Here is a 16,497-nt window from a genome sequence, read left to right on the forward strand (position 1 = left end):
GCTCAGGGCGCGAGCGCCAGGTACCCGCGCTCCGCCGCTTCCTGGAGAAGCCACTGGTCCCGATACCAGCCGGGGGCGGCGACCAACTCGACGTGCCGGCCGCGCTGGATCACCCGACCGCCGTCGAGGACCACGATCTCGTCCAGGCCGGCCAGTCCGCTGAGCCGGTGACTGATCAGCAGGACCGAGTGCCCGGCGGGGGTGGCGGCGAGAGTGGAGGCGAGCACCGCGTCCGCGGCGGCCGGGTCCAGCCCTTCGGTGGGCTCGTCGAGCACCAGCACCGGCGGCGCGGCGAGCAGGGCCCGGGCGAGCGCGAGCCGCTGCCGCTGACCGCCGGAGAGTTGGCCGCCCTCCTCGCCGACCAGGGTGTCCCAGCCGGCCGGCTGGGCGTGGACCCAGTCCAGCAGGCCGGCGGCCGTCATCGCCCCGGTCAGCTCGGCCTCGCTCGCGCCGGCCCGGCCGAGCAGCAGGTTCTCCCGGACGGTGGCGTGGAAGACGTACGCCTCGGCGAGCAGTCCACCCACGAGGCGCGGCAACTCCTCCTCCCCGTACGCGGACAGGTCTCGCTCGGCCAGGGTGACGTGGCCGGCGGTGGGGCGGACCGCACCCGTCAGCACCGCGGCCAGGGTGCTCTTGCCGGCGCCGCTCGGGCCGACGACAGCGATGCGCCGGCCGGCGGGCAGGTCCAGGCTCACCCGGTCCAGCGCCGGCGCGGCGCCGGCCCGGTACCGCACGCTCACCTCGGCGAAGCGCAGGTCGTGCGGGCCGGACGGCTCGACCCCGGCGGCGGGGGGCGTGTGGGCGGGCGGGGCGGCGTCGAGCAGGGCCGCGACCCGGCTCAGGCCGGGCCGCAACTGGGTCCACTGCCGGGCGGCCGAGACCAGGGCCAGCGCCACCTCCACGGCGGCCAGGGTGCCGACGGCCAGCACCCCGACGAGTACACCCCGTACGTCGGAGGCCAACGCGACCAGCACCACGGCGGCGGCGGTCAGCCCGGCGACCAGCACCCCGGCCGCGTCCACCGCGAAGCCGGTGGCCGCCAACCGGCGTTCCAGGCGAGCCAGCCGGCCGGCCCGCTGCTCGGCGGCGCGCAGCGCGGCGTCGGTCGCACCGAACGCGGCCAGGTCGGCGGCGCCGTGGGTGAGGTCGACGGCGTCGGTGGCCAACGCACCACGAAGAGGCGCCACCTCCGCCGCGCTGCGTCGGGTGACCACGGTGGCCAGCGCCGGCAGCGCCACCCCGGCGACGACCAGGCCGACGGCGAGCACACCGGCGGCCGGCGGGGAGATCAGTACCGCCCCGATCACTGCCAGCACCCCGACCAGGGCCGCCGCCGCGCCGGGCACCAGGACCCGCAGCAGCAGATCCTGGACCGCCTCGACGTCGGAGACCAGCCGGCTCAGGACGTCCCCCGAGCGGTGCCGGGTGTGACGACGGGCCGCGAGGGTGGCGAAGACCCGGGCGCGTACGTCGGTGATCATGCGGAGGACCGCGTCGTGCCCGGCGAGCCGCTCGGCGTACCGGAAGACACCCCGGCTGATGGCCAGGGCCCGGACCGCGACGATCGCCACCGTGAGGCGGTCCAGTGGAGGCCGGCCGGCGGCGCTCATCAGCAGCCACGTCGCGGTGGCCATCAGGGCGAGACCCGCGAGCTCGGTGGCCGCGGCGAGCAGCCCGGCGCCGGCCAGGCGACCCAGGTACGGGCGGGCCAGCCGCAGGACGGCACGCTCGGCGGCGACCCGCCCGGTCGGTGCCGCGTCGGCGCTCGGTGCGGCGTCCACCGGCTCTGGCACGGTGTTCATCGGGCCACCTTCGGGGTCGGCTCGGGCGTCAGCTCGGTGACCCGCCCGTCCTCGACGCGCAGGATGCGGTCGGCGTCGGCCAGCAGCGCCGGTCGGTGCGCGACCAGCAGCGCGGTCCGGCCCGCGACCAGCCGGCGGGTGGCGTCGAGCACCACCGCCTCACTGGCCGTGTCGAGCTGCGCGGTGGGCTCGTCGAGCAGCACCACCGGCGCGTCCCGCAGGAACGCCCGCGCCAGCGCCACCCGCTGCCGCTGCCCACTGGACAGCCCGTGGCCGCGCTCGCCGAGCCGGGTCGCCAAGCCTTCGGGCAGGCCGGCGACCACGTCGTCCAGGGCCGCGTCCCGCACCGCGGCGGCGACCGCCTCTTCCCGGGTGTCCGGGGCGCCGAGCCGGATGTTGTCGGTCAGTGAGGCGGCGAACAGGTGGGCGCGCTGCGGCACCCAGGCGAGTTGTCGACGCCAGGCGTCGAGGTCGGCGGTGGTGAGGTCGACGCCGTCCACGGTGACCCGGCCGCTGGTCGGCGTCACGAAGCCGAGCAGCAGACCGAGCAGCGTGCTCTTGCCGGCGCCGCTGGGCCCGATGACGGCGATCCGTTCGCCGGGCCGGATGGTCAGGGTCACGTCGCGCAGCGCGGTGGTCCGTTCGTACGCCACGGTCACCGCCTCGAGGCGGATCTCACCGCGCCCGTCGGGAACGGCCGCGCCCTCGGCGGCGCGGGGGGTGGGCGGCGCGGCCGAGACGGTGAGCGCCTCGTCCAGCGCGGTCAGCCCTTCCATGCTGGCGTGGAAGCGGCTGCCGGCCGCCCGCAGCGGCAGGTACGCCTCCGGGGTCAGCAGCAGCACGAGCAGCGCGGTGTGCAGGGCCAGCCCGCCACCGAGCAGCCGGATGCCGACCGGCACCGCGACCAGCGCCACCGAGAGGGTGGCGACCAGTTCCAGCACCAGCGCGGAGAGGAACGCGATCCGCAGCGTCTTCATGGTGGCGACCCGGTGCCCGTCGGCCATCCGGCGTACCACCTCGGTCTGTGCCCGGGCCCGCCCGAAGGCCCGCAGGGTCGGCAGCCCGGCGACCATGTCCAGGAAGTGCCCGCCCAGCAGGGAGAGCCGCCGCCACTGCCGCTCGGTGGCGGCCTGCGCCTGCCAGCCCAGCAGCGCGCCGAAGACCGGGATCAGCGGCAGCGTCAACGCGATGATCAGCGCCGAGCTCCAGTCGGCGAGGACGATCCGCGCCAGCACCGCCACCGGCACCGTCACGCTGAGCACCAACTGCGGCAGGTACCCGGTGAAGTAGGCGTCCAGCGCGTCCAACCCGCGCCCGGTGAGGGTGGCCAGCTCGCCGGCCCGCTGCCCCGCCACCCAGGCCGGCCCGTGCCGACCCACCGCGCCGAGCAGGTCGGCCCGCAGGGTGGCCTTGACCGTGGCGGCGACCCGCGCGGACACCGTGCCCTGTGCCCAGACCAGCGCGGAACGGGCGGCGACGGCGAGCACGAAGCCCGTCAGCGCCGGCCGGTTCAGGTGCCCGTCGAAGGCGGTGGCCAGCACCGCCGTCAGGGCGGTGGCCTGCGCGACGATCAGCGCGGCGGCGACCACGCCGAGGAGCGCGAGCACGGCGAGATCGCGCCGGGCCGCAGGGACCCGACGCAGCAGACGCGGGTCGAACGGACGGCGGTTCACCAGTACACCGGTGCCCTACCGTCGGTCCGTCCCCGGAAAACCCACCAGCACATCGCCTGGAAGCCTAGTAGGGCCGGCAGGAGCGGCAGCGCCACCCAGCCGAGCAGACGCAACGTCGGCGCGCTGGCGGCGGCGTCGGCCACTGTCAGCGAGGCGCCCGGGTCCGCCGTGGACACCAGCACGTAGGGCCAGAGGGCCGCGCCGACCAGCGCCACCGGCAGCGCCAGGGCCGCGCCGGTGGCGACCAGGGCCCACCCCGGCCGCCGCCGAGCCAGGGCCGCGCGGGCCGCCAGCAGCGCCGCCACCAGCAACACCGGCAGGAGTACGGCCACCGCCGGTCGCTGGACGGCGTCGCGTACCCGCGAGGAGAGCAGGCCCGCGACGGTGGCCAGGCCGACCGCGCAGAGCGCCACCGGCACCAGTCGGCGGGCCGTGCGCCCGGCCACGGCGGCGGCATCGGATGGCAGGCGCAGCGTGAGGAACGTCGCACCGTGCACCGCGACCAGGGCGAGCATCGCCAGCCCGGCCGCGGCGGCGAACGGGGTGGCCAGGTGCGACACCCCGGCGACGTGGCCGTCCATCCCGCGCGGCACGCCCTGGAGCAGAGCGGCCAGCAAGGCACCCCAACCCAGCGCGGCGAGCGCGCTGCCGACCACGATCACGCGGTCCCAGCGGGCGCGGACCCGCTCGTCGCCCGGCCGGCTGCGCAGTTGGACCCCGGCGGTGACCAGGACGACTCCGGCCAGTGCCCCGGCGACCGCCGGATAACAGCCGGCGAGCAGCTCGCCCTCCAACACCGGGAACGCGCCGAACAGGATGCCCACGGCCGCGACCAGCCAGACCTCGTTGCCGAGGAAGAACGGCCCGAGGGCGGTGAGCGTGGCCCGCCGTCCGGCCGGGGTGCCGCCCCGAGCGAGCAGCAGTCCGACGCCGTAGTCGTAGCCGGCGAGCACGAGGTAGCTGGCGAAGAAGAGGCCGAGCAGGGCGTACCAGGCGAGGTCCACGGGTGATCTCCTCAGGCGAGCACGGGTTCCGGCTGAGCCGGTTCGGTGGGTGGCGCCGGCGGGCGACCGAGAGCCGGGTCGACCGCACCGCGGCCCGCGTGCCGGGCGAGCAGCACCCAGTTGGTGACGGCGAGGGTGCCCAGCAGCAGGCTGAAGCCGATCAGCGAGGTGAGCATCACCGGCGCGCCCACGCCGGAGACGGCCTGGTCGGTGGGGAGCAGCCCGTACGCCACCCAGGGCTGGCGGCCGACCTCCCGGGCGATCCAGCCGAGGATCACCGCGACGAACGGCAGCGGCGCGCCGAGCAGGATCAGCCAGAGCGGGAAGCGCAGCCGAATGATCCAGTCCCGGAAGAGCAGCGGCAGCAGGAACCAGACGCAGCCGAGCGTGAAGCCGATCAGGATCATGAAGCCGAGCCCGACGTTGGCCAGTACCGGCGGGGTGTAGTCGCCCGGGCCGAACCGGGCCGTCCAGTCGGCGATCAGCGCCTGTGCCTCAGGAGTGTCCCCGGCGAACTTGGTCGGCTGTGCCGCGCCGACCGGCCCGAACTGGGCGAACCCGAAGCCCTGCACCAGCGTGATCGCCAGCGCCGCGGTGACCAGGCCGATCCGCAGCGAGGTACGGAAGAGCAGGAAGTCCGGCGTACGGCGGATCAGGTGCCACGCGCTGACGGCCGCCATCAGCATCCCGCCGACCAGCAGCGCGGCGGACACCACGTGCCCGAATGCCATGCCGAGGCTGGGATTGGTGAGTAGCGCGCCGAAGTCGGTGAGGTGGGCGATGCCGTCGCGGACCTCGTACCCGACCGGGTTCTGCAGCCAGGAGTTCGCCACCATGATCCAGAAGGCCGAGGCGTACGCGGTGAGCGCCACGCCCCAGAGCAGAGCGAGGTGGACGCCCTTGCGGAGCCGGTGCCAACCGAAGATCCACATCCCGAGGAACGTGGACTCCAGGAAGAACGCCACGAGCGTCTCGATCGCCAGCGGCGCGCCGAAGACGTTGCCGACGTAGCGCGACAGGCCACTCCAGTTCAGCCCGAACTGGAACTCCATCACGATGCCGGTGGCGATGCCGAGCACGTAGTTGATCACGTAGAGCTGGCCCCAGAACCGGGTCAGCCGCTCCCACTTCGGGTTGCCGGTGAGTGTCCAGGCGGTCTGCATGCCGACCAGCAGGGTGACGAGCCCGAGCGTGACGACCACGAACAGGAAGTGGATCGACGTGGTGGTGGCGAACTGGAGGCGTGCGAGGAGCAGCGTGTCCATGGCCGACTCTTTCGTAGCGTTGTCTCCCTTGCCATAGCAACCCTACACGTAGCTTGCCTACACATCGAGCCAGACAAGAGCGGTGATCAAGAGGTTCGCGTCAGAAATCGAGCGGATCCTGACGCGAACCTCTTGATCACCGCGCCCGAAGCCGGGGTGGGTGGGGTGGGTGGGGGTGGGGGGTTAGGTCAGGAAGAGGGTTATCGGGAGGGCTACCAGGGTGGTGGCTACTGCCAGGGCCGTGGCGCCGAGAGCGCGGGGAGGTCGGTCGGCGACCAGCAGGCGCTGGACGCGTACGTCGAGATCGCGATCGCCCAGGCCCAGCGCGCCCGCCGGAGTGACCCGGTGCCCGGCGGCGGCGAAGCGGCGCAGCGCGCCCGCCAACGGCGCCTCGGCGTGCAGCTCGCGGGCCTTGTCGTCGGCCCGCATCTCGACCAGCAGGGCGACCCGCTCGTGCGCGTCACGCACCCAGCCGAACCACGGCAGCGCCCGGCAGAGCGCGGTGAACGGCAGCAGCACCAGGTCGTGCCGCTCGTGGGCGTGGGCGCGCTCGTGGGAGAGCACGGCGGCCAATTCGGCCCGGTCCAGCAGGCTCAGTGTGCCCGCGCTGACCACCACCTGTGGCTTCACCCCGGGCAGGCAGTACGCGGCGGCGCTCGGATGGTCCAGGACGAGCGCCCCGGGGGCGGCCGGATCGTCCCGGGCCACCAGGGTGAGCAGGTCCCGGTGCCGGCGCTGAGCGCGGATGGTGCCGTGGATGCTGCGGACGGTCGTGGTGACGAGCACCGCGCCGATGCCGAAGCCCACTCCGACGCCGGCGAGGTGCAGCGCCGTCACGCCGATCGGCAGCGTGCCGTGGGCGAGATCGCTGGCCAGGGCGAGCAGGGCGCTCCCGGTGGGCCGGTCGTACGCGGCCAGCCCCAGCGCCATCGGCAGCCCCATCGCGGAGAGGCCCACCGCCAGGCCCACGGCCTGCCAGCAGACGATCGCCACCCGTGGACTGCGCCACGTCCAGGTGGAACGGGCCAGCACCTGCGCGGTCAGATAGCAGGCCAGCATGGTGGCGGCGAAGTGCACGGCGTAGGCCATGGCGCGCCTACCGCTCCGCTGCCTCGTCGGCCGGCCGTCGGCCCGCCGGCGGATCCACGCGGTCGGTCAGCCCGGCCTCGCTGCCGGTCGTACCCGGCCCGCTCAGGCCGGCCTCGCTGCCGGTCGTACCCGGCCCGCTCAGGCCGGCCTCGCTGCCCAGGGCCGCCCGCAGCACCTCGGCCTCGGTGCCCGTCACCGAGCGGGCGAAGCGCACCAGCGCGGCGTCCCGGCTGCCGCCCAGGTCGAGGGCGTCGAGCATGAGCTGGGCGATGTGCGCCTCGCGGCTGGCCGCCGGCCGGTACCGCCAGGCGCGGCCCTCGCGCTCGCGCTGCACCATGCCCTTGCCGGCGAGCCGGTCGAGGACAGTCATCACCGTCGTGTACGCCAGTTCGCGACCATCGAGCGCGTCGGCGACCTCGCGCACGGTCACACCGTCCGACGTGCCCGGGACCACGTCCCACAGCACGTCCATCACCGCACGCTCAAGATCGCCCAGCCGAGTCACCACCCAATCCTACCCCCGGTAGTAGACCCTGCCCCAGGGTGGCCCGGACGCTGGTCACTGCCGCCGCCCTGCCGCCGCCCACCGTGCAAGATCCGCACAAGAACAGGGATGTTGCTGCCTCCAACGCCTCGGAGGCAGCAACATCCCTGTAGTTGCGCAGATCATGACCGCAAATCCGGCCGCACCCGTCGCCCGTCGGCTTCGCCCGATCGCCCGCCGACCGGCGACTCTGCGTCGGGCGGAACCCGCTGACCGGCAACTCAACGTCGGGCGGGACCCGCAAGCTGACCCACCCGACGGACCCGGCCCACGTCAGGTTTTCCGGGGGGAGCCCGCCCACGCAGGGATCAAGCCTGACCGCCCGCAGTGGGCGGGCTCCCCCCGGAAAACCCCCAAGGCAGAGGAACGAGATCACACCCCCTTGGGATGCCACACCGTCTTCGTCTCCAACAGCGTCGTCATCCGGGTCACACCCGGGTCGGCGGTCCAGTCGTGGTCGGCCGGGGCCGGCCGGAGCACCCGCTTGAGGTTCTCGGCCGCCTTGACCTCCAGCTCGGTGGCGAACGACGCGTCGGTCACCCCGCTCAGGTCGATCGCGTTGACGTCCAGGTGCGAGGCCAACGTGGGCGCGGTCTCGGTGATCGCGCCGGTCAGGATGTTGACCACGCCGCCGGGCAGGTCGGACGTCGCCAGCACCTCGGCCAGCGTCACCGCCGCCAGCGGCTCGGACGGCGACGCCGCAACCACCACCGTGTTGCCGGTGACGATCGCCGGTGCGATCACACTGACCAGGCCGAGCAGCGCCGGCCGCTCCGGGGCGACCACCGCGACCACGCCGGTCGGCTCGGGCGCGGAGAGGTTGAAGTAGGGGCCGGCGACCGGGTTCGCGCCGCCGTACACCTGGGCGAGTTTGTCGGCCCAGCCGGCGTACCAGACCCAGCGGTCCACGGCCGCGTCGACCTCGTCGCCGGGGATGCCCAGGGCGACGAACTGCTCGCGGCGGCCCTCCAGCATCTCGGCGGCCCGGTAGAGGATCTGACCCCGGTTGTACGCGGTCGCGCCGGCCCAGCCCTTCACGGCGGCGCGGGCGGCGACCACCGCGTCCCGGGCGTCCTTGCGGGAGGCCAGTGACACATTCGAGGACTGCACGAGATACGACCGTCCCGACTCGCTGCGCGGGAACTTCCCGCCGATGAAGAGCTTGTACGTCTTGCGTACGGCGACCCGCTCAGACATTGAGGTACCCCTCCAGCCCGTGCCGGCCGCCTTCGCGACCGTAGCCCGACTCCTTGTAGCCGCCGAACGGCGAGGTGGGGTCGAACTTGTTGAACGTGTTGGCCCAGACCACTCCGGCGCGCAGCCGGTCGGCCATCCACAGGATGCGGGAGCCCTTGTCGGTCCAGATTCCGGCCGACAGCCCGTACGGCGTGTTGTTGGCCTTCTCGACGGCCTCGGCGGGTGTGCGGAAGGTGAGCACCGACAGCACCGGCCCGAAGATCTCCTCGCGGGCGATGCGGTGCGCCTGGGTGACGCCCGTGAAGATGGTGGGCGCGAACCAGAAGCCCTGGTCGGGCAGCTCGCACGGTGCCGACCAGCGCTCGGCGCCCTCGGCGGAGCCGGCGTCGGACAGCTCGCGGATCCGCTCCAGTTGGGCGGCGGAGTTGATGGCCCCGACGTCGGTGTTCTTGTCCAGCGGGTCCCCGACGCGGAGCTGGGCCATCCGCCGCTTCAGCGACTCCAGCACGCGGTCGGCGACGTTCTCCTGGACGAGGAGGCGGGAACCGGCGCAGCAGACGTGCCCCTGGTTGAAGAAGATGCCGTTGACGATGCCCTCGACGGCCTGGTCGATGGGCGCGTCGTCGAAGACGATGTTGGCGGCCTTGCCGCCCAACTCCAGCGTGAGCTTCTTGCGGGTGCCGGCGACCGACCGGGCGATGGCCCGGCCGACCTCGGTGGAGCCGGTGAAGGCGACCTTGTCCACGCCGGGGTGCTCGACCAGCGCCCGACCGGTGTCGCCGGCGCCGGTGACGATGTTGACCACGCCGGCCGGCAGGTCGGCCTGCTGGCAGATCTCGGCGAAGAGCAGCGCGGTCAGCGGGGTGGTCTCGGCGGGCTTGAGCACCACCGTGTTGCCCGCGGCGAGGGCCGGGGCGATCTTCCAGGCCAGCATGAGCAGCGGGAAGTTCCACGGGATGACCTGCGCGGCCACCCCGATCGGCCGCGGGTTCGCGCCGAAACCGGCGTGCTCCAGCTTGTCGGCCCAGCCCGCGTAGTAGAAGAAGTGCGCGGCGACCAGCGGCAGGTCGACGTCGCGGGATTCCTTGATCGGCTTGCCGTTGTCCAGCGACTCCAGCACGGCCAGCTCGCGGGAGCGCTCCTGGATGAGCCGGGCGATCCGGAACAGGTACTTCGCCCGGTCGCGGCCGGACATCGGACCCCAGACCTTGTCGTACGCCTTACGGGCGGCCTTGACCGCACGCTCCACGTCCTCGGCGTCGGCCTCGGCGACCTCGGCCAGCACCTCCTCGGAGGCGGGGTTGATCGACTTGAAGCTGCCGCCGCTGGTCGGGTCGACGAACGCGCCGTCGATGAACAGCCCGTACGAGGGCTTGAGATCCACCACCGAGCGGGACTCGGGGGCGGGGGCGTATTCGAACATCGGCTATCAGTCCAGGGTGAAGTAGTCGGGACCGGAGTAGGTACCGGTCGTCAGCTTGGTGCGCTGCATCAGCAGGTCGTTGAGCAGGCTGGATGCGCCGAAGCGGAACCAGTCCGGGTCGAGCCAGTCCGCGCCCACGGTCTCGTTGACCATCACCAGGTACTTGATCGCGTCCTTGGTGGTCTTGATGCCGCCGGCCGGCTTCACGCCCACCTGCCGGCCGGTCGCCGCCCGGAAGTCGCGGACGGCCTCCAGCATGACCAGGGTCACCGGCAGCGTCGCCGCGACCGGGACCTTGCCGGTGGACGTCTTGATGAAGTCGCCGCCGGCCAGCATGGCCAACCAGGAGGCCCGGCGGACGTTGTCGTACGTGGCCAGCTCGCCGGTCTCCAGGATGACCTTGAGGTGGGCGTCCCCGCAGGCGTCCTTGGTGGCCACGATCTCGTCGTAGACCTCCTTGTACCGCCCGGCCAGGAACGCGCCCCGGTTGATCACCATGTCGATCTCGTCGGCGCCGGCCGCCACGGCAGCCCGGGTGTCGGCGAGCTTGATCTCCAACGGCGCCTGGCCGGACGGGAAGGCCGTCGCCACGCTGGCCAGGTGCACCTTGCTACCGCGCAGCACCTCGGCCACGTACGGGACCATCGCGGGGTAGACGCAGACCGCGCCGACGTGTGGGCACGACGGGTCGGCCGGGTCCGGGCGCAGCGCCTTGGCGGCCAGCGCGCGTACCTTGCCGGGGGTGTCGGCCCCTTCGAGGGTGGTCAGGTCGACCATCCGGATCGCCAGGTCGATCGCCTGGGCCTTGGCGGTGGTCTTGATGGAGCGGGTGCCGAGCTGTGCTGCCCGCTGCTCCGCGCCGACCTGGTCCACGCCGGGCAGGCCGTGCAGGAAGGTCCGCAGAGCGGTCTCGGATCGTCCCAGCTCGGAGAGGTCCGACCGGGCCGACGTCGTTGTCGCCGTCATGCCGAGAAGTCTACGCACGGAACGGCCGAGTGATCTTGGTCACTGCAGGCGTCGGCGTGAGCGAGGTCGCCGGTCCGCCCGCACCCCCACCGGCACGGCGACGGGACCGGTAGGTTGAGCGATCGTGGACGTACACGTCATTGACCACCCGCTGGCCCAGTCCCGGCTGACCGCCATGCGGGACGCGCGCACCGATTCCTCGACGTTCCGGGCGGCGCTGCACGAACTGACCACCATGCTGGTGTACGAGGCGGCGCGCACCTTCCCCGTCGAGCGGTACCCGGTGCAGACGCCGGTCACCGGCACCGAGGGCACCCGGCTGGCGAACCCGCCGTTGCTGGTGCCGGTGCTGCGGGCCGGCCTGGGCATGGCGGACGCCGCGCTCGGCCTGCTGCCCGAGTCCTCGATGGGCTTCGTCGGCCTGGCCCGCGACGAGGAGACCTACGAGCCGCGCGCCTACATGGAGTCGCTGCCCCGGGACCTGGCCGGCCTGCCGGTGCTGGTGCTCGACCCGATGCTCGCCACCGGCGGCTCGCTGGAGCACTCCTGTCGGCTGCTGGCCGATCGGGGCTGCACCGACATCACCGTGCTCTGCGTACTCGCCGCGCCGGTCGGCATCGAGCGGCTGGAGCGCAGCGGCCTGCCGCTGCGACTGGTCACCGCCTCGATCGACGAGGGCCTCAACGACAAGATGTTCATCGTCCCCGGGCTCGGCGACGCCGGCGACCGCCAGTTCGGTGGCATGCCCCGGTTCTGAGCGTGACACCCGGTCGGTGCCGGGTCCGGCGGGTCCGCGCGCGGTGGTGCGCGGACCCGCTACCGTCTCCGGCCATGACTGGTGTTGCGCTCGCCGAGGAACTGCTGCTCCTCGCCTACGACGACTCGACCGGCAAGGCGACCATGCCGCGGATCAGCCTGGACCTGGGCATGGCCGCCGCGGTGCTGGTCGAGCTGGCGCTGGCCGGCCGGATCGCGTACGGCGACGGGTCGTTGACCGTGATCGACGCGACGCCCACCGGTGAGCCGGTCACCGACGAGGTGCTCGCCCGGATCGCCGCCGACACGCCGCACACCCCGGCGTCGTGGGTGCAGCGCCTGCGGCACGGCCTGCGCGACAAGATCCTCGGTGACCTGTGCGCCCAGGGTGTCGTCCGCGATGTCGACGAGACCGAACTGGGCTTCATCCACGTACATCGTTATCCGGTGGTGGACGCCTCCGTCGAGGCGGACACCCGCCGCCGGCTCGCCGAGGCGCTGGCCGGCGCGGCCGCCCCGGACGAGCGGACCGCCGCCCTGGCCACGCTGGTCGCGGTGCTGCGGATGGAGTCCGCGCTGGGCGTGAGCGGTGAGGAGGCCGCCAATGCCCGCCGGCGGTTGGAGGAGATCGCCACCGGCGCGGGCTTCTCCGGTCAGGTGAGCACCGACGACTCGGTCGTCCGCCCGTCGGTCGGCCTGGTCGTCGCCGCCCTGGGCATCGCCGTCGACCAGGCACTCGGCAAGCGCGCCTGACCGTCGGGGCCCCAACCCCACCCTGAGAGTCCTTTGCTCTGCTTCAACCGGCGCAACACTGGCGGCCGTCAAGTGTCGCCTCCGCTGAAGCAGAGCAAAGGACCCGTGACAGGCGGGTGGGGGTGGTCGCGGTCAGATGCCGAGGGCGGCGGCGACGTCGGCCCGCAGCCGCGCGACCGCCGCGCCCGCCCGGCTCCGGGCGGCGGCGACATCGCCGTCGGGCACCGGCTCCACCACCTCGAGGTACGCCTTGAGCTTGGGCTCGGTCCCGGAGGGACGAATGACCACCCGGGCCGTCGCGGTACGCAGGATCACCACGTCCGACTCGGGCAGCAGGTCCCGGACACTGTCGACCGGCTGGTCCAGCAGCGTGCTCGGGGTGGCCGTGCGGATCCGGGCCATCGCGTCGGTGATCTCCCGCAGGTCGTCCACCCGGACGGAGAGCTGGTCGGTCTGGTGCACGCCGAACTCGGCGGCCAGCTCGTCCAGCCGGTCGGTCAGCGTACGACCCTGCGCCTTGAGACCGGCGGCCAGCTCGGCCACCGTCAGCGCGGCCGTGATGCCGTCCTTGTCCCGGACGTGCTCCGGGGCGACGCAGTAACCGAGCGCCTCCTCGTAGCCGAACACCAGCGGCGCGCTTCCGCCGCCCGCCCGCACGATCCACTTGAAGCCCGTCAGCGTCTCGTCGTAGGGCAGACCCCGGGCCGCGCACATCGCCCGTAGCAGCGACGACGAGACGATGGTGGTGGCGTAGAGCCCGGTCACGCCGCGCCGCATCAGGTGGTCGGCGAGCAGCACGCCCACCTCATCGCCGCGCAGCATCCGCCAACCGTTGTCCCGGACGACCACCGCACAGCGGTCGGCGTCCGGGTCGTTGGCGATGGCGAGGTCCGCGCCGGTGGCGTCGGCCAGCGCGATCAGCCGGTCCACGGCCCCCGGCTCCTCCGGGTTGGGGAACGAGACGGTCGGGAACGCCGGGTCCGGCTCCGCCTGGTCGGGCACCACGCCCGGGATCGGGAAACCGGCCCGCGCGAACGCCGCGGTGAGCACCGCCGCGCCCACCCCGTGCAGAGGGGTGTACGCCACGGACAGGTCCCGTGGCCCGTCCGGGTCGATCACGGCGGCGGCCCGCTCGACGTACGCGGCGACGAGGTCGTCACCGAGCACCTCGCCGGCCCGCCCCAACGGCACCTGGGTCAGCGGACCGACCGCCCGGATGGCGGCCTCGATGCCGGCGTCGGCCGGTGGCACGATCTGCGCGCCGGCGCCCAGCTCACCGCCCAGCTCCGCGCCGAGGTAGACCTTGTAGCCGTTGTCCTGCGGTGGATTGTGGCTGGCGGTGACCATCACACCGGCCACCGCGCCCAGCTGACGCACCGCGTACGCGAGGACCGGGGTGGGCAGCGGACGGGGGAGCAGCAGCGCCGCCCGGCCGGCGCCGGTGGCCACCTGGGCGGTGCGTTCGGCGAACTGCTTCGAGCCGCGCCGGGCGTCGTACCCGATCACGAGCGGACCGTTGCCGCCCTGGGCCGCGAGCCACGTGACCAGGCCGGCGGCGGCCTGGGTGACCACGGCGAGGTTCATGCCGTTCGGGCCGGCGCGCAGCGGACCGCGCAGGCCCGCGGTGCCGAAGGTCAGCGGGCCGGCGAACCGGTCGGCCAGCTCCGGAGCGCTCGCCGGCAGCCCGTCGAGCACCGCCGTCAACTCGTCCCGGCTGGCCGGGTCGGGGTCGTCGGCCAGCCAACGCCGAGCTTGCTCGCGAATGTCGTCGATGTCAGTGGTGTCCGCCGCCATGCCCCTTGATAGCACGACGGCGGATCACCGCTGCCGGTTCCCTCGGCTCAGCCGTCGCCGGTGAGCTGGAACGTGCGCACCATCTCGTCGAAGATCGGCTTGCTCTCGGCGAACTTGGCGTCGTTCGCGGTCAGGTAGAACGAGTACGCCTTGCCGTCCTGCGCCACACCGCGCCAGATGCCGTGCCGCATCGTGTCGCCCTGGCCACAGGTGTACTCGAACTCGGCGGCCGGCTTGTCGGCCAGCTCGGTCTCGGTGGAGGCGACCTGTTCGTACGGCTTGACGCAGGAGGTGGTCCTGGTCTTGAGGCCGTTCTCGGCCGTCTCGGCCCACCGGGTGGAGCTGCTGGACCACTTCTCGGTGATGATGCGCACCTTGCGGCCGCTGTCCTCCGGGTCGATGTAGTCGGTGTACGAGCCACCGGTGGACTTCTTCCACCCCTTGGGCACCATGACCTGGATGCCGCGGGCCGCGTGCTCCTGCATCTCGATGCCGGGGCCCGCCGCGGCGGACGGGCTGGGCTGCGCCTGCGGGGTGCTCGGCGCTTGATCGTCCCCGCCCGACAGCGCCACGATGCTGATCAGCAGCAGCACGGCCAGGCCACCGGCCGCGGCGAGCTGCACCTTGCGCGGCCAGCCCTTCACCGTGCTGACGAGTTGGCCTCCGGTCGCGCGGACCTTGTCCAGGGCGCTGCCGCCGCCAGCGGCCGGGGGCGGCGTCGTCGTCCAGGGCTGGCCGGTGCCCGGAACCGACCACTGGTTGCCGCCGCCGTACGTGCCGCCGATGCGCTGGGTGGCCTCGGGCGCGCCGTAGCCGACCGGCTGCGCCGCGTCGGGCCGGTTGCCGTAGGTGACCCGCTGGGTGGCGTCGGGGTGGGCGCCGGCGTCGACCCGCTGGGTGGCGTCCGCGCTGCCACCGTAGGTACGCCCCGTGGTGGGGCGGCCCGAGGCCGGCATCGCGCCCGTGGGGGTGTGCAGCGGACCCGCGAGCGCGTCGGCGCTGGTCTCGTCGAGGGCTGCGGCGGCGGCCGCGCCGGCCGGCTGTGGGCGTTCACCCCGGCGCTGCGCGGCCAACCGGTCGGTCAACGACTCGCCGGGGGCGAGCATGGCCCGACCGCCGATCTGGTCCTCCGGCTTCGACTCCGGCTGGGCCGGCGCGTGGACGGGGGCCGGACGCTGCTGCACCGGCACCACGGCGTACGGGTCGGTGACCGAGTGCACGGCGGTGGCGGTGCTGCCCAACGGGCCGGCGAGCAGCTCACGCAACATGCCCCGGGAGGTGTGCACGTCCAGCCGGCGGGCCGGGTCCTTCTCGAGCAGGCCCATCAGCACCCGGGTCAGCGGACCGCTGCGCTGCGGCGGGGCCGGCGGGTCCTCGACGACGGCGTGCATGGTCTCGATGGGGTCGCCCTTGTCGAACGGTGGGCGCCCCTCGACGGCCGTGTAGAGCGTCACACCCAGCGAGAAGAGGTCGCTGGGCGGACCGAACTCCTGGCCCATGGCCCGCTCGGGCGAGATGAAGTGCGGGGAGCCGAGCACCATGCCGGGCGTGGTGAGCTGCACGTCGGTGGGCATCCGCGCCACCCCGAAGTCGGTCAGCACGCAGCGGCCGTCGGAGCAGATCAGCACGTTCGCCGGTTTGACGTCGCGGTGCAGGACGCCGATGGCGTGCGCGACCTCCAGCGCGCCGAGCAGCGCGATGCCGATCTTGGCGACCGCCCGGGGCGCGACCGGACCGTCCTCGATGACCATGTCGGCGAGGCTGCGAGCGTCCAGCAGCTCCATGACGATCCACGGCCGACCGGCCTCGGTGACCACGTCGTACACCTGCACGACGGCAGGGTGCTGGATGGCGGCGGCGGCGCGGGCCTCGCGCAGCGTCCGCTCGTACATGGCATCGCGGTCACTGGGGGCCAGCCCGGGCGGAAGGACGACCTCCTTCACCGCCACGTCGCGGCGCAGCAGGGTGTCTGTGGCGCGCCACACCGTGCCCATGCCGCCGTTGCCCACGGCGGACCGCAGCGAGTACCGGTCACCGATGGTGGTGCCGGGCGCTGCTCGTCCGCTGGCGGGACTTACCTGTCCGCCGCTCCACGTCGGGATCTGAGTCACAGAAAAGCCACCGGAAGAAATCGAGGGGGCTGGGACACAACCCCCCTATCTTGCTGGTTCCGACGCCCGATGCGAAAGCCGACGCGGCGGACGTTTCCCGAAGTCGACAGATCGTGCCCG

At 73.4% G+C, this 16,497-nt stretch carries 13 protein-coding genes; 2 read left to right on the plus strand and 11 right to left on the minus strand.

Features of this window, described 5'->3' with window-relative positions:
• Positions 1 to 2: 2 nt before the first annotated feature.
• From cydC to deoC, 9 genes are all read right to left on the minus strand, one after another.
• A complete protein-coding gene (cydC, locus tag ACQPZK_RS03910; protein ID WP_433536979.1) occupies positions 3 to 1,802 on the minus strand; it encodes a thiol reductant ABC exporter subunit CydC in 1,800 nt (599 codons plus the stop codon).
• Positions 1,799 to 3,475 (minus strand): thiol reductant ABC exporter subunit CydD, encoded by a 1,677-nt coding sequence (cydD, locus tag ACQPZK_RS03915; protein WP_433536980.1) that lies wholly within the window; start codon positions 3,473 to 3,475, stop codon positions 1,799 to 1,801. The genes cydC and cydD overlap by 4 nt, the downstream gene beginning before the upstream one ends.
• Positions 3,472 to 4,479, minus strand: coding sequence for a cytochrome d ubiquinol oxidase subunit II (locus ACQPZK_RS03920; protein WP_433536981.1), 1,008 nt, complete (start codon positions 4,477 to 4,479; stop codon positions 3,472 to 3,474). Before ACQPZK_RS03920 ends, cydD begins: the two co-directional genes overlap by 4 nt.
• 11 nt (positions 4,480 to 4,490) lie before the next feature.
• Complete coding sequence (locus ACQPZK_RS03925) at positions 4,491 to 5,744, minus strand: cytochrome ubiquinol oxidase subunit I (RefSeq protein ID WP_433536982.1); 1,254 nt, start codon at positions 5,742 to 5,744, stop codon at positions 4,491 to 4,493.
• Positions 5,745 to 5,927: 183 nt separating this feature from the next.
• Positions 5,928 to 6,833 carry a M56 family metallopeptidase gene (locus tag ACQPZK_RS03930; RefSeq protein WP_433536983.1) on the minus strand — a complete coding sequence of 302 codons (906 nt, stop codon included), beginning with the start codon at positions 6,831 to 6,833 and terminating at the stop codon, positions 5,928 to 5,930.
• Between the two features lie 7 nt (positions 6,834 to 6,840).
• Positions 6,841 to 7,338: a BlaI/MecI/CopY family transcriptional regulator gene (locus tag ACQPZK_RS03935; RefSeq protein ID WP_433536984.1), complete on the minus strand. Its 498-nt coding sequence runs from the start codon at positions 7,336 to 7,338 to the stop codon at positions 6,841 to 6,843.
• 411 nt (positions 7,339 to 7,749) lie between these two features.
• A complete protein-coding gene (locus ACQPZK_RS03940) occupies positions 7,750 to 8,574 on the minus strand; it encodes an aldehyde dehydrogenase family protein (protein ID WP_433536985.1) in 825 nt (274 codons plus the stop codon).
• Positions 8,567 to 9,997, minus strand: a complete 1,431-nt coding sequence (locus tag ACQPZK_RS03945) for an aldehyde dehydrogenase family protein (protein ID WP_433536986.1) — start codon at positions 9,995 to 9,997, stop codon at positions 8,567 to 8,569. Before ACQPZK_RS03945 ends, ACQPZK_RS03940 begins: the two co-directional genes overlap by 8 nt.
• 6 nt (positions 9,998 to 10,003) lie before the next feature.
• Positions 10,004 to 10,963: a deoxyribose-phosphate aldolase gene (deoC, locus tag ACQPZK_RS03950; RefSeq protein WP_433536987.1), complete on the minus strand. Its 960-nt coding sequence runs from the start codon at positions 10,961 to 10,963 to the stop codon at positions 10,004 to 10,006.
• A gap of 124 nt (positions 10,964 to 11,087) precedes the next feature.
• Here deoC and upp point away from each other — a divergent pair, with 124 nt between their 5' ends.
• Positions 11,088 to 11,720: a uracil phosphoribosyltransferase gene (gene upp / locus ACQPZK_RS03955; RefSeq protein ID WP_357130340.1), complete on the plus strand. Its 633-nt coding sequence runs from the start codon at positions 11,088 to 11,090 to the stop codon at positions 11,718 to 11,720.
• Between the two features lie 74 nt (positions 11,721 to 11,794).
• Positions 11,795 to 12,472, plus strand: coding sequence for a GOLPH3/VPS74 family protein (locus ACQPZK_RS03960; RefSeq protein ID WP_433536988.1), 678 nt, complete (start codon positions 11,795 to 11,797; stop codon positions 12,470 to 12,472).
• 132 nt (positions 12,473 to 12,604) lie between these two features.
• On the opposite strand, the gene ACQPZK_RS03965 is transcribed toward ACQPZK_RS03960, so the two are convergent.
• Positions 12,605 to 14,266, minus strand: a complete 1,662-nt coding sequence (locus ACQPZK_RS03965; protein ID WP_433536989.1) for a phospho-sugar mutase — start codon at positions 14,264 to 14,266, stop codon at positions 12,605 to 12,607.
• A 47-nt stretch (positions 14,267 to 14,313) separates the two neighbouring features.
• Entirely contained in the window at positions 14,314 to 16,377 is a 2,064-nt protein-coding gene (locus tag ACQPZK_RS03970; protein ID WP_433536990.1) for a serine/threonine-protein kinase, read from the minus strand.
• Positions 16,378 to 16,497 lie beyond the last annotated feature (120 nt).

This window comes from Micromonospora sp. CA-249363, from assembly GCF_050950185.1.
In the GTDB taxonomy this organism is placed as follows: domain Bacteria; phylum Actinomycetota; class Actinomycetes; order Mycobacteriales; family Micromonosporaceae; genus Micromonospora.